Annotated in this window: 16 protein-coding genes; 12 read left to right on the top strand and 4 right to left on the bottom strand. The window is 67.0% G+C overall.

Annotation, left to right across the window (positions count from 1 at the left end; translation table 11 throughout):
* Positions 1-204 precede the first annotated feature (204 nt).
* The 11 genes from chvE (at position 205) to AB0L64_RS40065 (ending at position 13,601) form a co-directional block, all read left to right on the top strand.
* Positions 205-1,341, top strand: coding sequence for a multiple monosaccharide ABC transporter substrate-binding protein (gene chvE / locus AB0L64_RS40115; protein ID WP_363718216.1), 1,137 nt, complete (start codon positions 205-207; stop codon positions 1,339-1,341).
* Between the two features lie 77 nt (positions 1,342-1,418).
* On the top strand, positions 1,419-2,957 hold the full coding sequence (mmsA, locus tag AB0L64_RS40110) for a multiple monosaccharide ABC transporter ATP-binding protein (protein ID WP_363718215.1): 1,539 nt from the start codon (positions 1,419-1,421) through the stop codon (positions 2,955-2,957).
* A complete protein-coding gene (gene mmsB / locus AB0L64_RS40105; RefSeq protein ID WP_363718214.1) occupies positions 2,954-4,204 on the top strand; it encodes a multiple monosaccharide ABC transporter permease in 1,251 nt (416 codons plus the stop codon). Before mmsA ends, mmsB begins: the two co-directional genes overlap by 4 nt.
* A 7-nt stretch (positions 4,205-4,211) precedes the next feature.
* The gene (locus AB0L64_RS40100; RefSeq protein WP_363718212.1) at positions 4,212-5,255 is read left to right on the top strand and encodes a LacI family DNA-binding transcriptional regulator; all 1,044 of its coding nucleotides are present in this window, start codon (positions 4,212-4,214) and stop codon (positions 5,253-5,255) included.
* A gap of 100 nt (positions 5,256-5,355) precedes the next feature.
* Complete coding sequence (locus AB0L64_RS40095; protein ID WP_363718211.1) at positions 5,356-6,339, top strand: LacI family DNA-binding transcriptional regulator; 984 nt, start codon at positions 5,356-5,358, stop codon at positions 6,337-6,339.
* Between the two features lie 119 nt (positions 6,340-6,458).
* The gene (araB, locus tag AB0L64_RS40090; RefSeq protein WP_363718210.1) at positions 6,459-8,123 is read left to right on the top strand and encodes a ribulokinase; all 1,665 of its coding nucleotides are present in this window, start codon (positions 6,459-6,461) and stop codon (positions 8,121-8,123) included.
* Entirely contained in the window at positions 8,120-8,797 is a 678-nt protein-coding gene (locus tag AB0L64_RS40085) for an L-ribulose-5-phosphate 4-epimerase (protein ID WP_363718209.1), read from the top strand. The genes araB and AB0L64_RS40085 overlap by 4 nt, the downstream gene beginning before the upstream one ends.
* Complete coding sequence (gene araA / locus AB0L64_RS40080; RefSeq protein WP_363718208.1) at positions 8,794-10,341, top strand: L-arabinose isomerase; 1,548 nt, start codon at positions 8,794-8,796, stop codon at positions 10,339-10,341. Before AB0L64_RS40085 ends, araA begins: the two co-directional genes overlap by 4 nt.
* Positions 10,341-10,994, top strand: coding sequence for a class II aldolase/adducin family protein (locus AB0L64_RS40075; RefSeq protein ID WP_363718207.1), 654 nt, complete (start codon positions 10,341-10,343; stop codon positions 10,992-10,994). The genes araA and AB0L64_RS40075 overlap by 1 nt, the downstream gene beginning before the upstream one ends.
* Positions 10,995-11,198: 204 nt before the next feature.
* On the top strand, positions 11,199-11,393 hold the full coding sequence (locus tag AB0L64_RS40070; RefSeq protein ID WP_363718206.1) for a hypothetical protein: 195 nt from the start codon (positions 11,199-11,201) through the stop codon (positions 11,391-11,393).
* Positions 11,394-11,621: 228 nt separating this feature from the next.
* Positions 11,622-13,601 carry a hypothetical protein gene (locus AB0L64_RS40065; RefSeq protein WP_363718205.1) on the top strand — a complete coding sequence of 660 codons (1,980 nt, stop codon included), beginning with the start codon at positions 11,622-11,624 and terminating at the stop codon, positions 13,599-13,601.
* Between the two features lie 278 nt (positions 13,602-13,879).
* On the opposite strand, the gene AB0L64_RS40060 is transcribed toward AB0L64_RS40065, so the two are convergent.
* The 4 genes from AB0L64_RS40060 to AB0L64_RS40045 all read right to left on the bottom strand — a co-directional run bounded on the left by AB0L64_RS40060 (position 13,880) and on the right by AB0L64_RS40045 (position 18,801).
* Positions 13,880-15,193, bottom strand: a complete 1,314-nt coding sequence (locus AB0L64_RS40060) for a tyrosine-type recombinase/integrase (RefSeq protein WP_363718204.1) — start codon at positions 15,191-15,193, stop codon at positions 13,880-13,882.
* Positions 15,194-15,849: 656 nt separating this feature from the next.
* Positions 15,850-17,034: an XdhC/CoxI family protein gene (locus AB0L64_RS40055; protein WP_363718203.1), complete on the bottom strand. Its 1,185-nt coding sequence runs from the start codon at positions 17,032-17,034 to the stop codon at positions 15,850-15,852.
* Between the two features lie 86 nt (positions 17,035-17,120).
* A complete protein-coding gene (locus AB0L64_RS40050; RefSeq protein WP_363718201.1) occupies positions 17,121-17,777 on the bottom strand; it encodes an SRPBCC family protein in 657 nt (218 codons plus the stop codon).
* Between the two features lie 58 nt (positions 17,778-17,835).
* Positions 17,836-18,801, bottom strand: coding sequence for an MBL fold metallo-hydrolase (locus AB0L64_RS40045; protein ID WP_363718200.1), 966 nt, complete (start codon positions 18,799-18,801; stop codon positions 17,836-17,838).
* Between the two features lie 158 nt (positions 18,802-18,959).
* Between AB0L64_RS40045 and AB0L64_RS40040 the strand changes: the two genes are divergently transcribed.
* Positions 18,960-19,964 carry an asparaginase gene (locus tag AB0L64_RS40040; RefSeq protein WP_363718199.1) on the top strand — a complete coding sequence of 335 codons (1,005 nt, stop codon included), beginning with the start codon at positions 18,960-18,962 and terminating at the stop codon, positions 19,962-19,964.

Here is a 19,964-nt window from a genome sequence, read left to right as displayed (position 1 = left end):
CACCTCCTGTCTGCGGAAAACCCTTCGTGGTAACGGCTTTCCATGAGGTGTGAGGCCAGTTGCTGTTATGAGACCGTGACGCCCGGACTTCTTGTGGTCGTCTTGACGAACCGGAATGTCAGGGTCAACATGTGAACGCTAACAGCCCGGTTCGGGCCCCCGTGATGCGGGAGGGACACCTATGCGGGAAGGAAACAGTCTGTGATGAAGAGGTTTGTGGCCACTCTGGGTGGCGCCCTGCTGGTGCTCGGTCTCGCGGCGTGCGGCGGGCAAGGGGCGGGCGGGAGCACCGACACCGCCGGCGAGCAGCCCAAGGATCTGACCATCGGCGTGTCGATGCCGACGCAGACGTCGGAGCGCTGGATCGCGGACGGCAAGGCGGTGAAGGAGAAGCTCGAGGCGAAGGGATACAAGGTCGATCTGCAGTACGCGAACGACGACATCCCGACCCAGTCGCAGCAGGTCGATCAGATGATCACCCAGGGCGCCGACGTGCTGATCATCGCCGCGATCGACGGTACGGCGCTCAGCAGTCAGTTGCAGGCGGCGGCCGACCAGAAGATCCCGGTGATCGCTTACGACCGGTTGATCCGGGGCAGCAAGAACGTCGACTTCTACGTCAGTTTCGACAACTACAAGGTCGGTGTCGCCCAGGCGAAGGCACTGCTCCGCGGACTGGGCCTGGAGAACCCGGACGGCTCGAAGGGCGCCAAGACCGGGCCGTTCAACATCGAGATCTTCGCCGGCTCGCTGGACGACAACAACACCCACTTCTTCTTCAGCGGCGCCATGGACACCCTGAAGCCGTACCTCGACGGCGGCCAACTGGTCATCAAGTCGAAGCAGACGAAGATGGAACAGGTCGCGATCCTGCGCTGGCAGCAGGAGGCTGCGCAGAAGCGGATGGACGACCTGCTCACCTCGAGCTACAACGACGGCGGCAAGGTCGACGGCGTGCTCTCGCCGTACGACGGCATCTCCCGGGGCATCATCACCGCGCTGCAGAACGTCGGCTACGGCACCGCGGCCAAGCCGATGCCGGTGATCACCGGCCAGGACGCGGAGATCGCGTCGGTGAAGCTGATCGACACCGGTGTCCAGAGCTCCACGATCTTCAAGGACACCCGGCTGCTGGCCGAGCAGGCCGTGAACGCGTCGGTGGCGTTCCTGGAGAAGAAGCAGCCGGAGTCCAACGACACCAAGTCCTACGACAACGGCGTGAAGGTCGTTCCGGCGTACCTGCTGCCGATCCAGACCGTCTTCAAGGACGACATCAACAAGCAGCTCGTCGAGTCCGGCTACTACACGGCCGCCGAGGTGGCCGCCGGTCAGGCCAAGTGACGGGCGGCTGGGCCCGGTGGCACGAGCTCCCGGGCCCGGCCGACTGAGCTGAACGGCCCGATCGCGAAGGAGGATGGATGAACGACGTGCTGCTGGAGATGCGGGGCATCACCAAGAACTTCCCCGGTGTGAAGGCTCTCGAGGACGTCTCGCTCGCCGTCCGGCGCGGCGAGATCCACGCGATCTGCGGCGAGAACGGCGCCGGCAAGTCGACCCTGATGAAGGTGCTGTCCGGTGTCTATCCGAGCGGGAGTTACACCGGCGAGATCACCTTCGACGGCAAGCCCGTGCACTTCACCGGCATCCGGGACAGCGAGACCGTCGGCGTCGTCATCATCCACCAGGAGCTGGCGCTGGTGCCGTACCTGTCGATCGCGGAGAACATCTTTCTCGGCAACGAGCGCCGCGGGCGCGGTGGCCTGATCGACTGGAACCGGACCAACGCCGACGCCCGCGAACTGCTGATGTCCGTCGGCCTGGACGAGAACCCGGTCTCGCCGGTGATCCAGCTCGGTGTCGGCAAGCAGCAGCTGGTCGAGATCGCGAAGGCGTTGTCCAAAGACGTCCGGTTGCTGATCCTCGACGAACCGACCGCCGCGCTCAACGACGTGGATTCGGCACACCTGCTCGACCTGCTCCGGCGCCTCCGGGACCGTGGGATCACCTGCATCATGATCTCCCACAAACTGAGTGAGATCACCGCGATCGCCGACTCCACCACGGTGATCCGCGACGGTCGCACGGTCGAGACGCTCGACATGACGTCGGGCGACGTCACCCAGGAGCGGATCATCCGCGGCATGGTCGGCCGGGACCTGGACAGCTTCTACCCGGTCCGGGACTCGAACCCGGGGCCCGAAGTACTGCGGATCGAGAACTGGACGGCGTGGCACCCGGTCCAGCCACGCAAGGTCGTCGACGGCGCAACCCTGTCCGTGCGCGCCGGCGAGGTCGTCGGCATCGCCGGACTGATGGGCGCGGGACGCACCGAACTCGCGATGAGCGTCTTCGGGCGCTCGTACGGGCGCAACATCAGCGGCCGGCTGTACCTGCGGGGCAAACAGATCCAGGCCCGCACCGTGGCTGAGGCGATCTCGAACGGCATCGCCTACGCCACCGAGGATCGCAAGCGGTACGGCCTGAACCTGATCGCCGACGTCCGCGCGAACGTCTCGGCCGCCGCGCTCGGCAAGCTGGCCCGGGCCGGCTGGGTGAACGGCAACGAGGAGATCAAGGTCGCCGAGCAGGGCCGCCGCGACATGAACATCAAGACGCGCACCGTGCTGGACACCGTCGGCACTCTGTCCGGCGGCAACCAGCAGAAAGTCGTGCTGGCGAAGTGGCTCTTCACGGATCCTGATGTGCTCATTCTGGACGAGCCCACCCGCGGGATCGACGTCGGAGCCAAGTACGAGATCTACACGATCATCAACCAGCTCGTGGCCCGGGGGAAGGCGGTCATCGTCATCTCCTCCGAGCTCCCCGAACTCCTGGGGATGTGTGACCGGATCTACACCTTGTCGTCCGGCCGGATCACCGGCGAGCTGCCGGTGGAGCGGGCAACGCAGGAAAACCTCATGGCGCTCATGACGAAGGAGAAGGAGCTCGCCGGATGACCAGCACCAAACCGTCTGTTCCTACGGACCAGGCATCAGCAGGGAGCGCCTCCGCCGCCGCGCTGCACGTCGGCACCAGCGATCCGCTCACCCTGATCATGCGCAACCTGCGGCAGAGCGGCATCTACATCGCGTTCATCGTGATCGTGGCGCTGTTCGCCTCCCTGACCCACGGTGTCCTGCTCAGCCCGGGCAACATCACCAACATCGTGCTCCAGTACTCCTACATCCTGGTGCTGGCGATCGGCATGGTGATCCTGATCATCGCCGGCCACATCGATCTGTCGGTGGGGTCGATCGTCGCGTTGACCGGCGCGGTGTCTGCCGTACTCGTCGTCCAGCACGAGCAACCGTGGTGGATCGGCGTTGCAGCGGCCGTGGTGGTCGGCACCGCGGTCGGCGCGTGGCACGGCTTCTGGGTCGCGTACGTCGGCATGCCGGCGTTCATCGTGACGTTGGCCGGCATGTTGCTGTTCCGCGGTCTGACGATGCAGGTGCTGGACAACGTCTCGCTGTCGCCGTTCCCGGCGGAGTACCAGAAGGTCGCGAGCGGCTTCCTGAACGGCCTGCTCGGCGGGCAGGGGTACGACGCGTTCACGCTGCTGATCGCCGCGATCGCGGTCGCCGGGTACGCGGTCAGCGGGTACCGCACCCGCTTGGCGCGGATCCGCTACGAGCAGCCGGTGGAGTCGTTCCCGCTGTTCGTCACCCGCGTGCTGGCGGTCGCCGCGGTGGTGATGTACTTCGGCTGGCAGCTTGCCCACGCCCGCGGACTGCCGATCGTCCTGATCATCCTGGCGGTCCTCGTGATCGCCTACGGACTGATGACGAAGAACACCGTCTTCGGGCGCCAGGTCTATGCGATCGGCGGCAACCTGTCGGCCGCGATGCTGTCCGGGGTGAAGGTCCGCAAGGTGAACTTCTGGATCTTCGTCAACATGGGATTCCTGGCCGGGGTCGCCGGCGTCATCTACTCGTCCCGGTCCAACGGCGCCCAGCCCGCCGCCGGCAACATGTTCGAGCTCGACGCGATTGCGGCCGCGTTCATCGGCGGAGCGGCTGTCGCTGGTGGCGTCGGCACCGTGGTCGGGGCGATGGTCGGCGGTCTGATCATGGCGGTGATGAGCAACGGGATGCAGTTGATGGGTGTCGACCAGTCGACCCAGTCCATCGTGAAGGGCCTGGTGCTGCTGCTGGCCGTTGCCTTCGACATCTACAACAAGCGCCGCGCCGGCGCCGCACGCTAGGCGCACGGTGGATCGCCCCGTCGTCGGCCCAGCGGATCTCGGGGCGACCCGCTCCCTCGGCATGGCGGACGTCGCCGCCCGCGCCGGTGTGTCTCACCAGACGGTGTCGAGGGTGGTCAACGGGCACCCGAACGTGGCGGTCGCCACCCGCAAGAGAGTGCTGGAGGCGATCGCGGAGCTCGGCTATCGTCCGAACAGTGCGGCCCGCGCCCTGGCGACCGGGTCGTCTCGGACAATCGGCCTCGCGATCGCCAACGTCAGCCAGTACGGGCCCGCCCAGACCCTGCTCGGGCTGGAACAGGCGGGGCGCGAGGCGGGCTACTTCCTGACCGTGTCGGTCCTCGACGACGACAGCGCCGGCAACCTGGTCGAGGCCGTCGAGCGACTGGCGACGCAGTCCGTCGCCGCCATCGTTGCTCTGAGCACCTATGAGGCCGCGGTTCGCGCGTTGCCCGAGGTGAATCCCAGGGTGCCGCTGATCGCGGTGCAGGCGGATCGCGGAGGACAGGACCTGGCGGTCTGGGTCGACCAGGAGGCAGGCGCCGCGCTTGCCACCAGGCACCTGCTCGACCTCGGGCACCGCACCGTTCACCACGTGCGCGGACCAGCCGACGCGCTCGAGGCGGACGCGCGGGAACGCCGCTGGCGGGTGGAGCTCGAATCGGCCGGCGCCCCGGTTCCGCGGGTGCTGCACGGCGACTGGTGGCCGCCCGCCGGTTACCTGGCAGGCCGCGAGCTCATTGCACGTCGGCGTGGCGGAGAGGAAGTCACCGCAGTCTTCGTCGCCAACGACCAGATGGCGCTGGGAGTGCTCAGCGCGCTCGACGAAGCCGGCGTCCGGGTACCGGAGGACATCAGCGTCGTCGGCTTCGACGACGTCCCGGAGGCGCCCTACTACCTACCACCCCTGACGACCGTTCGGCAGGACTTCACCGCACTGGGCCGGCGGGTCGTCCAGGTGGTCCTCGCTCGGATCAGCGGTACGTCGATCCAGCCGGAGCCGGTGCAACCGCATCTGATGGTGCGCAGTACGACGGCCCCGCCGGCCTGAGCGGGACACACCTCAGACAGGCGCCTCAGCCGCTGGGGTTCCGGCGCCTAGTATTTGCCCCATGGCGAGACCGAGCGAGGGTGCTGGACGAGCTCCGAGCATGACGGATGTGGCTGCCGCTGCCGGCGTCTCGCACCAGACCGTGTCTCGCGTGCTGAACGGATCGGAGCTGGTCAAGGACCAGACCCGCGCCCGGGTGCTGGCGGCGATCGCCGAGTTGGGCTACCGGCGCAACAACGCGGCGCGGCTTCTGGTGACGAACAGGTCGCACCGCGTCGGGATGATCTCGGCACACCTGATGCTCCACGGGCCGAGCATGATCGCCGTCTCGGTTCAGGACGCCGGCCACAAGGCGGGATACGACGTCTCACTTGTCGCGGTCGAGGACTTCTCGGCGCAGTCACTCCGGGAGGCTGTCGATCGACTGCTCGACGAGGCTGTCGAGGCTGTCGTCGTTGCCGTTGCCCACCGCGAAGCACGTGAGCAGGTCAGCTCGCTCGAGGTACCTGTCCCCCTGATCATGGTTCAGGGCGTGAGCGACGGACAGCGCATGGCGGTCGGCATCGACCAGGAGGCCGGGGCCCGCATGGCGGTGGAGCATCTGCTGGACCTCGGCCACCGACATGTCGCCCATGTCACCGGACCACTGGAGTGGGTGGAAGCCGGTCAGCGGCGTGAGGGTTGGCAACGTGCGCACGAGGACCGGCACGTTCTGCCGGGACCGGAGCTGGCCGGCGACTGGTTACCGAGAAGCGGTTACGAGGCAGGTGTCCGGATCGCTGAGGACCCGGATGTGACGGCGGTCTTCGTGGCCAACGACGGTATGGCCATGGGTCTGTTGTACGCCTTGCACGAGAGGGGGCGCGACGTGCCCGGGGAGATCAGTGTCGTCGGGTTCGACAACGTGCCCGAGGCGCCGTATCTCTGGCCGGCTCTGACGACGGTCAACCAGGAGTTCTCCCTGCTCGGCCGGCGCGCCGTGGAGCTGACGCTGCGGGCTCTGGACGGGGAAGCCGGTCCGTCGATCCAACTGATCCGTCCCGAACTGATTGTCCGAGACTCCACGGCCGCTCCGCGACTGTGATCAGTTAGCGCTAACAGAAGCCGATTGCCTACGGGCTGTGTTCCTTGACGATTTGGAATGTTAGCGTTCACAATGTCGGTGCTGATGCTGCCCTGTCCACCATCAGAGAGGAACTGTGCATGAGCTCTGAAGAGCGCTATGTCGTCGGAGTCGACTTCGGGACGCTGTCCGGCCGCGCCGTCGTCGTCCGCGTGTCCGACGGGGCCGAGCTCGGCACGGGCGTCCTCGAGTACGCGCACGCCGTGATCGACGACCGGCTGCCGGCGACTGCTCTGGGGCTGCCGCCGGAGTGGGCGCTGCAGGTTCCCGACGACTACCGCGAGGTGCTCAAGACCGCCGTGCCCGCGGCGATCGCGGCGTCGGGGATCGACCCGGCGCACGTGATCGGAATCGCCACCGACTTCACTGCCTGCACGATGGTCCCGTGCCTGGCCGACGGCACGCCGCTCAACGAGGTCGATGAGCTCGCGGACAGACCGCACGCGTACGTCAAGCTGTGGAAGCACCACGCCGCACAGCCGCAGGCGGACCGCATCAACGAGCTGGCCCGTGAGCGGGGTGAGGCGTGGCTGCCGCGGTACGGCGGCCTGATCTCGTCGGAGTGGGAGTTCGCCAAAGCGCTGCAGTTGTTCGAGGAGGACCGCCCGCTCTACGACCGGATGGAACACTGGGTCGAAGCCGCCGATTGGATCGTGTGGCAGTTGTGTGGTCGCTATGTCCGGAACGCCTGCACCGCGGGCTACAAGGGCATTCTGCAGGACGGCCGGTACCCGTCGCCGGACTTCCTCGAGCGGCTCGCGCCCGGCTTCGGATCCTTCGTCGCGGACAAACTGGAACACCCGATCGGTCAGCTCGGCTCCGCGGCCGGCACGCTGACCGCCGAGGCATCGGAGTGGACCGGGCTGCCGGAAGGGATCGCGGTCGCGGTGGGGAACGTCGACGCGCACGTGACGGCGCCCGCGGCACAGGCCGTGGATCCGGGCCAGATGGTCGCGATCATGGGTACGTCGACCTGCCACGTGATGAGCGCGGACACGCTCCGTGAGGTGCCCGGCATGTGCGGTGTGGTCGATGGCGGCATCATCGCGGGCCGCTGGGGGTATGAGGCCGGCCAGAGCGGCGTCGGCGACATCTTCGGCTGGTTCGTCGACAGCGCCGTACCGCCGCCGTACCACGAAGCCGCCGCCGCCGCGGGACGGTCGCTGCACGAGCACCTCACGAGACTCGCCACTGACCAGGCGGTCGGCGAGCACGGGCTGGTCGCGCTCGATTGGCACAGCGGCAACCGGTCGGTGCTCGTCGACCACGAACTCTCGGGACTGATCGTGGGCCAGACGCTGGCGACTCGTCCCGAGGACGGCTACCGGGCGTTGCTTGAGGCAACTGCGTTCGGTACCCGGGTCATCGTCGAGACGTTCGCCGAGAGCGGCGTACCGGTGCAGGAGCTGATCATCGCCGGCGGGCTGGCGAAGAACGCACTGCTGATGCAGATCTACGCCGATGTCACAAGGCTGCCGCTCTCGATCATCGATTCGGAGCAAGGGCCCGCGCTGGGTTCGGCCATTCACGCCGCCGTCGCCGCGGGTGCCTACCCGGATGTCCCGACGGCGGCCAAGAGCATGGGCAAGGTCAGACGCGGCGTGTACCTTCCGGACGAGGAGCGGGCCAGAGCCTACGACCGGCTGTTCGGGCTGTACGTCGAGCTGCACGACTACTTCGGGCGACACAGCCGGCTGATGCGGAAGCTGAAGTCCGTCCGGCGCGCTGCCGTGGAGTCTCGATGAGCGCGGTCGCGGAAGTCGCCGGCACTCTCACGCGGTTGCGGGCCGAGGTGTGTCAGTTGCATGCGCATCTACCGGCGTACGGACTGGTGGTCTGGACAGCAGGCAACGTCTCTGCCCGAGTCCCTGGGCACGACCTCATGGTGATCAAACCGAGTGGGGTCGCCTACGACGAGCTGACCCCCGGCAACATGGTCGTCTGCGACCTCGACGGCAAGGTCATCGACGGTGAGCACGCGCCGTCCTCGGACACCGAGGCCCAAGCCTACGTCTATCGGGAGATGCCGGACGTCGGCGGCGTGGTGCACACACATTCGCCGTACGCCGTCGCGTGGGCCGCACGCGGCGAGGCGATCCCTTGTGTCACGACGATGTGTGCTGACGAGTTCGGTGGCCCGATCCCGGTGGGGCCGTTCGCGATCATCGGGGACGACTCGATCGGCCGCGGCATCGTCGAGACGCTCCGCGGCTCGCGCTCGCCCGCTGTACTGATGCAGAACCACGGCGTCTTCACCATCGGGCCGACCGCCAAGGCCGCGGTCAAGGCGGCGGTGATGTGCGAGGACGTTGCCCGGTCGGTGCACCTCGCCCGGCAGCTCGGTGACCCGATCCCCATCGACGAGTCGTACGTCGACCGCCTCTTCGACCGCTACCAGAATGTCTACGGACAACGATGACGGCTGTACGGGCCTGGAAGGACGACATGTCTGTGAACACCACCGCGACCGCTCAAGAGGTTTGGTTCCTGACAGGCAGCCAGGGCCTCTACGGCCCGGGCACTCTCGAGCAGGTCGCCGAACAGTCTCAGGCAGTGGCCAAGCGTCTGGCTGACGCCAACCTGCCGGTGCAGATCGTGTGGAAGCCCGTATTGCTCGACGCGGACGCGATCCGCCGCCAGATGCTCGAAGCCAACAGTGCGCCGGAGTGCGTCGGTGTCATCGCGTGGATGCACACCTTCTCGCCGGCGAAGATGTGGATCGCCGGTCTCGACGCGCTCCGCAAGCCTCTGCTGCACCTGCACACGCAGGCCAATGTGGCGTTGCCGTGGGCGACGATCGACATGGACTTCATGAACCTCAACCAGGCCGCCCACGGCGACCGGGAGTTCGGCTACATCCAGTCTCGGCTGCACGTGCCGCGCAAGACCGTGGCCGGGCATGTCGAGTCGCGGAACGTTCAGGAGCGAGTCGGGCACTGGGCCCGTGCGGCGCTCGGCGTTGCCGAACTTCGTTCGCTCAAGCTCGCGCGGTTCGGCGACAACATGCGCGACGTCGCGGTGACCGAGGGAGACAAGGTCGAGGCGCAGTTGCGGTTCGGCGTATCGGTCAACACCTACAGCGTCAACGAGCTCGTCGCAGCGGTCGACGGCGTCACCAGTGACGAGACCTCCGCCCTGGTGGAGGAGTACGCCGACACGTACGCCGTCGTACCCGAGTTGCTGCCCGGCGGCGCCCGTCACGAGTCGCTGCGCTACGGCGCACAGATCGAACTGGGTCTCCGGTCGTTCCTGACCGATGGTGGGTTCGGAGCGTTCACCTCCAACTTCGAGGACCTGGGAGGCCTTCGCCAACTGCCCGGTCTGGCCGTACAGCGGCTGATGGCCGACGGCTACGGATTTGGCGGCGAGGGCGACTGGAAGACCTCGGTGCTGCTGCGTGCGAGCAAGGCAATGGCAGCCGGGCTGGCGGGCGGCACATCCTTCATGGAGGACTACACGTACCACCTGGTGCCGGGAGAGGAGAAGATCCTCGGCGCCCACATGCTCGAGGTGTGCCCGTCGCTCACGTCGGCGCGACCGTCGCTGGAGATTCACCCGCTCGGCATCGGCGGCCGCGAGGATCCGGTCCGGCTGCGCTTCACCGCCGATCCGGGGGAGGGCGTCGTGGTCGGGATCGCCGACTTGGGCGATCGCTTCCGGTTGACGGCCAACGTCGTACACGTCGTCGAGCCGGACGAGGCGCTCCCGCAACTGCCGGTCGCTTGTGCAGTGTGGAAGCCCGAGCCGTCCTTGGCCACCTCGGCCGAGTCGTGGCTGGTCGCCGGCGCACCCCACCACACCGTCCTGACGACGGCCCTCGACCGCCAGGTCTACGAGGACTTCGCCGACATGCTGTCTGTCGAGCTGGCCGTCATCGACGCGTCGACCACCGTGCGTGAGTTCCAGCGTGAGCTCCACTGGAACGACGTCTACCACCGGCTCAGCCGGGCCGGTGGCCGCTGATGGTGATCGCTGGAGTACTCGAATCGGTCGACGAACTGCGCCGAAGCGTCGCGGACCTCACCGACTCCGATCTCAACCTGTTCACGACGGGCATCGTGTCTGCCCGCGTTCCTGGCGCGGATCTCGTGGTGATCAAGCCACCGGGTGTCTCGCGCGGCAGCCTGTCGGCCGAGTCGGTCGTGGTCACGGACCTGTCCGGGAAGGTGCTCGACGGCGTGCTTGCACGGTCTGCCGACGGTGACGCGCACGCCTACGTCTACCGAACCATGCCCGAGGCGCGAGGCGTCGTGAACACCCGATCGACGGTCTCGATCGCGTGGGCAGGCCGGGGTGAGCCCGTCCCGCACGTGCCGACGATCGCGGATGGGTTCGACGGGCAGATCCCGGTCGGCCCCGCCGCCTCGAGCGGCGAATCCATCGGCCATGGAATCGTCGGCACCTTGCAGGCCAGCGGGGCACCGGCTGCTCTGATGCGCGGCCGCGGGCTGTTCACCATCGGACCGAATGGCGCCGAGGCAGTCAGACTCGCCACACTGCTCGAGCACAGAATTCGCACGGTGCACATCGCTCGTCAGCTCGGTACCGCCGAACCGCTCAACCCGCACGACATCGACTGGCTGCGCGCCCGAGCCCGTAGTGCGGACGCGCGGTGATGGCCGGCAGCCGACAAAGGCGCGCCCGGTGCCGAATGATCGGGCGGACGTAGCCCTCGGGTATCCATCCGCCGGCGCGGACAGCCGTCCTCGGGTGAGGTTGCGGGGTTGCGGGTTGCGCGTCATCTCACCCGAATCGGGTGATGCCCGTCCGAGCGGACCGGACCAGTCTGGTCCGGATCTGGGCGTTGAGAGGGGCTGACCGTGGCGCTACCTGGGGATGCCGCTGCCTCGCCAACCAATGGCTCGTACGGGATTCAGAGCGCAGACACCGCAACCGTCGGGCCGTTCGAGATCGGTTGGCTGTACGGCGGAGCTCAGGTCTTCTTGTTCATTCTGGCGATCGGCGGGTTCGGCAACAACCAAATCCTGGTCGATCAGGTGCGGGCGGCGTGCTGATTGGACTGCCAACCGACTATGTCACGACGAGGCCGGGGTCGCTCCCCGATACCTGGACGGAGTTCCGAACGGGCCGCACCGCGACATCGCGGCCATCACCAACGAGCGCCGCGACGTCGTCGGCCTGATGCCGCCCCAGAAGCACTGAGTCGAGACATTGACCGACGGCCTGGCGTTCTCCAGATTTGTTGCGTGCGTCCGAGCTCCAGTGCGGCACGGCTTGTTCGCATGCTGCTGGTTGGATTCGCGGTGACCTCGGCCTCCACGGCCCCGGCGGACGCACAACCGGACAGCCTGCTCGCCGATGTCGTGGTGATCGGGGTGCCAGGGTTGCGCTGGTCTGACGTCGCGGCGTCGCCCGAGCTGACAGCGCTGGTCGACCAGGCGAACGCAGGTTCGATCTCGGTCAGGACCGCCGGCCCGCGGACCTGCCCGATCGACGGCTGGCTCACGATCAGCGCCGGCACCCGGGCCCGGGTCAGCGAGTCCGCCGGAGAGTGCCCGGCGCTGCCGGCCGCGAACGGCACCGTCGCAAACTGGCAGTTCTACCTCGACCAGCAGCGCAAGTACCACACCGATGCCGAACCTGGCCGCTTAGGTGCCCTGGGCAAGGATCTCTGCGGGTTCGGCCCAGGTGGTGCGGTCGCGACGGCCGGCAAGGACGGCAGCGTCTCGAAGTGGTGGCCACACTTCGATCCGGCGATGCTTGCCGGGTGCGACGATGCGGTCGTTGATGCCGGTGCATTGCCGACCGGTGCCGGCAGGGCGGAGGCGGTCAAAATGGTCTCAGAGCTGGTCACCCAGGCACGCGAACAGGACAGGTGGGTGGTGCTGGCCGGCGTCGCCGAGGAGGCACCGGGCGCGCAGCGCGAGGCGCTGGTGGCGATGCAGCTGCCACCGGACAACGCCCGGCGCTGGCTGACCAGCAACTCAACCCGGCGGCCCGGCCTGATCCAGCTCACCGATCTGACCGCGACGCTGCTTTCCGACAGTGCGCCGGGCGCCCCGATCGACGGCGCGGAGATCCACCCGACCGGCCCGCTGCACACCGACGCCGCAGCAGTGATCCAGAACCGACTCGACGCCAAGGAGCGGTTCGAGCAGCCGAGGCATGTGGTGCTGCCGGTCGTGCTCACCCTGGTGGCCGTTCAGCTGCTCGCGCTCGGCTGGTACCTGCTGCGGCACTCGCGGGCCTCCCGGCGTACCGCGGTGGTGACGTTGCTCGCGATGGGCGGGTTCTTCTCCGCGGTGTTCCTCAGCACGGCGACCGAATGGTGGCGCTGGCCGCGACCCGGCGTTTCGCTGTACGTCGTGACGCTCGGGATCAGCGCGCTGATCGGCACAGCGGCGTACGCGATCCTGCGCAGGAACGCGGCGGTGGGCGTGGCAGCGGTCGCGTACCTGGTCCTACTGGTAGACGGGGTCCTGGGGACACCGCTGCAGCTAGGCAGCACGTTCACGCAGGGTCCGGTCGTGGGCGGCCGGTTCTACGGGTTCGGCAACTCCACCTTTCCCACGCTGGCGGTCGCCACGCTTGTGCTGGCCGGTGCGGCAGGGAATTGGCTGGTGCCGCGCTCGCGCTCGTACGCCGCCCTGGCGGTCCTGCTCATCGGGGGCGTCGCGATCATCGTGGACGGCATGCCCGGTTGGGGTACGGACTTCGGCGGCGTGATCGCGTTGACACCGGCCGTGCTGCTGCTGGCCTGGTTCACCTGGCGCGGCCGGGTCACGCTCCGAGCCGTCCTGGGTCTCGGGCTGACCGGGTTCGCCGCGGTGGCTGTTCTGGCGATCGCGGACTACCAGCGGCCGCCGCAGAACCGGACGCACTTCGGCACCTTCGTGGCCCGCTTGCTCGACGGTGACGTGACCGACGTGCTGATCCGCAAGCTGGAGCTGTCGCTGGGGTACCTCGACAACCCCGGCGGCTGGGTACTGCTGGTCACCGTATTCGCCGCGTTCGCCGCGGCGCTCTGGCCACAACGGGTGCCATCGGCGGCGTACCGGCAATGGGTGAACGCCTCGCCGCTGAACCGCCCCGCGCTGCTCGCGCTCGCGCTGTGCGGACTGGTCGCGATGCTGCTCAACGACTTCGGCGTGCTGCTGCCCGCGATCATGATCGGCTTCGTCCTGCCGCTCCTGGTGGCCCGACTCGTCGACCAGACGCACGACCGATCAACGCACCAGGCAACTCCGCGCGGTAAGCCGTGATCCGCAAGCGAGCACCGCCGGCCGAGCAGATCGCCGCCAGGGTCGTCCGCCCGTGGACATGCAGCGGCCGCGCCCGAAAGGCCCAGGACAAGCGCGGTTAGTACTCGCCGTAGATCTGGACCTTCGTGCCGATCGGGGTCTCGGTGAAGATGTGGTGGATGTCCACTGGGGGCCGTCCGTCGGGCGGCCGGCTTCGGGAGCCTGAGGGATTCGTGGGGTAGCGATCCGGGCTGAAACGGCCTTGTGTACAGGGCCTCCGAGGCGCTCGGCGGGTTCCGTCAGAGTAGGTCAAGTCCGTTGTCGAGGTCGGCCTGGTCGGTGGCCAGACGGTCGCTGCTCCGTCTCTGCTCCGTGAGTCTCGTAGCGAGACGCGCCAGTCGACGATCGACGGCTTGCCTGGCACGCTCGTGCGACGAAGGCAACAGGTGCGTGTACTGCTCGAGCGTGAAGCCAGGATCATGGTGCCCGAGATACTCGGAGAGCTCCTTGACGTTCACACCATCCGCCAGCGTGACACTGGCGTAGTAGTGACGGAGTGCGTGCAGTCCTTTCTTGCCGTCCGTTTTGTAGAGTCGGCGCCCTTGGCTGTCCCTGGTCGGCGGGGGGATGACGCTGCTGGCAGACAGCGCCGGTTTCCAGACGGCTTCGTCGAAGGCTCTGGGTCGTAGCGGCCTACCGTCTCTCCAGATGAAGAGCAGCTCGACCTCCTGGATTTCTCCGTCTGGTCGCTCCCATGGCAAGGGGACGGTAGTGGTGCCGAATCGTTCGATGTGTTCTTGGGCCAGTCTGGCGTACAGGGGCGACATTGGGACGACCCGCTCTGTGTCGTTCTTCGGCCGCGCGTACACGTATTGCCTCCGAAGCCGCTTGATCTGCCGCCGGACCCGGATGACCTTCTCACCGAAGTCGAGGTCGTCAGAAGACAACCCGAAGATCTCGCCTTGGCGCAGCCCAGCTGCAGAACCCGTGATCGGAACCAGCTGGTACTCCTGGGGGTGGGCCGCGATGATCCGATCGACGGTCTCGTCAGACCAGACCTCGACTCTGGACTTGGGGAGGGCCGGCCGCTTGACGATCCGCGATTTGGCTGGATTGCGCTTGATGAGCTCATCGGCAACTGCAAGCTCGAGGCATCCGTTCAAGACCAGGAACGCGCCTCGTGCTGTGGAAGCCCCGTAGGTCGTACCCAGGTCCGTCAGCCAAACCGCGATCTCCGACGGCAAGATGCTCTTGACCATCCGCCTTCCGAACGTCGGCTGGACGTGAAGTCGCCACTTGGACTCGTACTGCATCTCGGAGGACGGATCGACGGTTCGGGAGCCAAGCCACCGCTCTCCGACATCGTCAAGCCGAACCTTGCCGGCATTCGGATCAAGGTAGTCACCCCGGTCTCGATCTGTCTCCATCGACGTGGCGTGCCGGAGGGCCTGGACCTTAGTATCGAACGCCTTGGACCGCTCGCTCCCGTGCGGATCGCTCCAGACCCCGAGCCACCGCTTCCCCCGACCCCACCGCTTCTCGTTCCGCTCTCGCTTCACAGACCCATCGGCCTGCTTCACCGACTTCGTCCACTGATCCTTCGCAAACGCCACAAAAACCTCCGACCGTTGACATACCGACGGTGCTCAACGTCTGAGGCCATGAGAGTTTCGACTGCCGGACTGTAGCTGGCCCGAAGAAGGTCGACGTCGCCGGACCGGCAGGGCCATGCTCGAACCTCGAAACTCGCTGTAGGCCGATCATCGTTTGCCGATGATGAGCGAAGCGCTTTACTGGCGGGCGATTCGTTGGTGCTCTCGTGCACATCGGTTTAATCGCTCACAGCAGCCCACGCAGAGTCGTTGGCCCTGGGCGGTAGGCCTGGCTGTCGGGCGCTGGCTCCAATGCAGATCCAGACTCCTGCTACGAGTGGCGGCGCGTACGGATAGTGAGAGTTAGCGTCGCTGTCAGCACGGCGCATGAGGCGAACACCAAGCCTCCGACCCAGACTCCGTTGGACAGCATCGCGATAGCGCCGAGTGTGAGGACGGCGGCGACGATGACCATCGTGAGCCGGATGGCCCAGGTGGGTAGCGATCTCGCCTGTCGAGGCGGTATGTACGCCACGCGTGAATCCCCTCTCCGCGGGCACATCCGCCCGCCGCCTGTCGAGGGGCGTTGGGTGGACGGATGTCGGATCGAGCTGGGATGAGTGGGGCTCCAGCAGGATCCATCACAGCTTATGCACGAAGGCCGCGGCCAGAATCCGTCAAGTGACCGGTGTGCTTCGGGCAAGCTCGCCGGTGGACGAGCTCGATGTCGTTCGACCGCCAACGTGCAGCGGGCCGCTCAGCTCACGCAGGCTTCTGCCGGATGCTCCGGTTCGTGCGGCGATGATCTCGGCCATGATGCTGATCGCTGTCTCCTCCGGGGTGCGCGCTCCGAGATCCAGACCGATCGGACTGTGGAGTCGTCGAAGTTGTTCGTCGTCGAGACCGGCCGAGCGGAGACCAGCGAGTCTTTCTGCGTGTGTACGCCGCGATCCCATCGCCCCGATGTAGGCGAGAGAGGAGACCTGAAGCGCGGCCGTCAGCAGCGGCTGATCGAACTTCTGGTCGTGGGTCAGCACGCAGATGACCGTACGGGAGTCGACGGCGCCCGCCTCCAGTTCTGCCGCAAGATAGCGGTGTGGCCAGTCGACGACCACCTCGTCGGCGGTCGGGAATCGTTCCGTGGTGGCGAAGGTTGCTCGAGCGTCGCAAACTGTCACCCGATACCCGAGGAATGCGGCCGCGCGACTCACGGCCGCGGCGAAGTCGATCGCGCCGAAGACCAGCATCCGCGGTGCACTGCGGTACGTCGCCACGAAGATCCGCAGATCGTTCGCTGTCTGTGTTCCGGTGCGGTGGTCGAGGATGCCCGTGTGCCCGGCCTCGAGCGCGTCCCGGGCAGCGTCGGCAGTCGCACTGTCGAGATGGGGTGATCCGAGACTGCCCTCGATCTGCCGTGTGGAGCCGATGGGGCGAACGACGAGGCGACGACCGAACATCGTGTCGTCTCGACGGTCAATCACGGTGGCCACGGCGACGGGTCGTCCGTCGGTGATGTCTTGCGCCACTCCTTCGAACTCTGGGAACGATGCTTTGTCGACCGGCTCGACAAAGATTTCCAACGTGCCTCCACAGCTGAGTCCGACGGCGAACGCGGACTCATCGCTGACGCCGTACCGTTCCAGGACGGGTGTGCGCGATCGAATGACCTCGTCTGCGAGGTCGTAGACGGCGGCCTCAACGCAACCTCCTGAGACGCTCCCGAAGGCTCGACCGTCGGAGCCGACCAGCATCGTCGCTCCTGGCAAGCGCGGAGCGGAGTTGTGGGTTGCCACCACTGTTGCCATCGCGCTGCATTCGCTGCTCTGCCAGCTGGTCAAGGCTTCCCGCAGTACGTCGCGCATTCTCGGTCCTCCTCGTGCGGGTGCTGCCGACGCCGACTGCGAGGACGTTCCCCGCGGCCGGCGCCGCCCCCTGTAGACAAGCGCCTTCAGTGCTGGCGAGCGGATCGCCGACACAGGCGGGCGATGGCCGTCCGCAGCAGATTTGCGAATTGGCGCAAGGCCGACTTCCCGGTCAGTTGGAGAAGGTTGATGGCCTCGGGTTCGGTCCGCGGCCGTGGGGCCACAGGATGCGGTCTCGGCTGCGTCTCGGGTGTCTGCGGTGTCGATGGTGCGGCTGGTACGGCGTCCACCGTCGCACCGGGCTCGGCCAGCTCGGCTGCCAACGCGGAGGCGAACTGGGCGATGATTCGATCGCCGACGTCCGTCATGACGCTGCGGCCGAGTTGCGCGGGGCGGCCCGTGATGTCCAGGTCGGTCAGGAGCTCGACCCGGGTCTCGCCGCCGTCCGGTTCGAGATGCATCGTGACGGTCGCCTCGGCCGTTCCGTTGCCGCGGGCATCGCGTCCCTTGCCGGCGATGACGGCGGTACGGCTGTCCTCGTCCTTCGATCGGATCGCCGCGCGGCCCTTGTACGTCAGGTTGACCGGACCAACCTTGACCTTGACGCGTCCGGTGAACTCGGATCCGTCCACCGAGTCGAGACTGGCACCTGGCATACAGGGCGCGACTCGCTCGATGTCCAGCAGCACCCCCCATGCCTGGTCGACGGGCACGGGCACCTTGAAGCTGTTCGCGATCTGCATGTGGGTTCCTTCTCGAGGTCGGTTGGGTGAAACCACAGATGTCGAGGACGAGGCAGGATCACGGCGCCGTCGTGTCCAGGTACCGGTAGGTCAGCAACACGTTCAACTGATGCAGCGACTGCATCAGCGCCGGGAAGCGCTCCGCGCCGGGAATCTCCGGAGGCAGGGTCAGTGGGTTGCGAAGCGCATGGTGCTCCCTCAGCATTTCGTCGAGTCCGACGCCCTGCCGACGTCGCTGGTCGACGGTCGCGACCATCTCCTCGAGGTAGGCGAGCATCCAGCTCACCGACGGCTCGGCCTCGCTCAGGGGACCGTGTCCGGGGACGAACTGATCGAGTTCGATAGTCGCCTTCATCGCCCGGAGCGATCGGGTGTAGCCGACGGGATCGCCGACCAGCAGCATCGGCGGCATACCGGCGTGCCGGAGGAAGTTGCCGGCCCAGGCGACCTTTGCGTCCGGCACATGCACGATCGTGTCGCCCGAACCGTTGCCGGTGCCGAAGTGCCACAGATGGACAACGCGTCCGCCGAGATCGATCTCGCAGAACCGGTCGAAGACGATGTCCGGCTCGCGCCAGTGCGTGACCTCCTCCATCCCCGGATCGCCGTACATGCTCTCGCCGCGGTACTCCTTCTCCGTCTCCAGATCCGTCATCGACGCCTTGTTGAGTCGTGAAGAGACGATCGCGACGTCGTCGGGGAACGCGATGTTGCCGAACGTGTGGTCGCCGTGGAACGTCGTGTTGGCGAGATATCGCACCGGCACGTCGGTGATCTGACGGACGACTTCCTGCAGGTGCCGGCCGACCCCTGGCGTGATCCCGGCATCCACCACGAGCGCGGCCTTCTCGCCGACGATCAGTCCGTTGTTGTCCTTAGGGAGCTGATTGGCCATCAGCGCGTAGACGCCTTTCGCCAGTTCCTGCGGGACGAGGCGTAGGCCGACCGGGCTCAGGTTGGGGGCGAGGAAGCCGGGCTGGCGCTCACCCATCTCCGGAATCGCGGGAACAGGCCAACAGATCATGGGAGCTCCTCTCGGCGCGTCTCGCGAGAGCAAGGATGATCGCGCCGTAGCAATTTAGGTATAGTGATACCTATCTGGATACTCTAAGGTGGAACGCGTCGTCAAGGTAGGCATCGCGCGTCTGGACCGACGGCCGCGGGGCGATCAAGGAGGTGGGTATGGGTAGGCAAGCCGGTCACGTGTCGAGCGTCGAGGTCATCGCCCTCGGGGGCACGATTGCGATGACAGCGCGGGGAGACGCCGGCGCCCGACCGGAGTTGGAAGGCGCCCAGCTGACTGGGATGCTGCCGGATGTCGGCGATCGTCTGCGGCTTCGGGCGAGCACATTCCGCAAGCTGCCGGGCGCACAGTTGGGGTGGAGCGATCTCCGAGAACTGCGTGGGCGGATCGACGAGCTGTTCGCGTCGGGAGTCGACGGCGTCGTTGTCACTCAAGGTACGGACACGATCGAGGAGACGGCTTTCGCACTCGACCTGTTGGGGGCTACGGAGCAGCCGGTCGTCGTCACGGGCGCGATGCGGCATCCAGGGCTCTTGGGGGCGGACGGCCCGGCGAATCTGATGGACGCGATCGATGTGGCCACCTCGAAACGCTCGCGGGGCGCGGGGGTCCTGGTGGTCATGAACGGGGAGGTCCACGCCGCGCGATTCGTCAGCAAGCGGCACACAACGCGCCCGTCGGCCTTCGAATCGCCGACCTGCGGTCCCGTCGGGTGGGTGATCGAGGGCAGGGTTCGGCTGCCGGTGAAGGTCCGCGGGTGCTGGAGCGTCGAGTTGACACCCGATGCTGAGGTGCCACCTGTGGCACTGGTGACGGCGCTGATGGGCGACGACGGGCGCACAGTCCGTGCGCTGCCGGATCTGGGGTACGCCGGTGCGGTCATCGCCGGATTCGGAGTCGGGCATGTCCCGGTGACGATGCTGGACGCGTTGACCTGGCTGGCGGAGCGAATCCCCGTCGTACTGGCGTCACGAACCGGCGCCGGCGAGGGCGGTCGACGTACCTACGGGTTCGCGGGATCGGAGCGCGATCTACTGAGTCGGGGCTTGATCACGGCCGGCGCGCTGGATCCGCTGAAGGCGCGGGTGCTGCTGGCTGTCGCGCTCGGGGCCGGGCTGTCGCTAGATGCGATCGGGGACGCGTTCGAGCAACTCTCAGGCTGA

Source organism: Kribbella sp. NPDC051936 (assembly GCF_040680955.1).
Taxonomy (GTDB): Bacteria; Actinomycetota; Actinomycetes; order Propionibacteriales; family Kribbellaceae; genus Kribbella.
The sequence above is the reverse complement of the archived record's forward strand: the minus strand, read 5'-3'. Positions and strand labels throughout refer to the sequence as shown.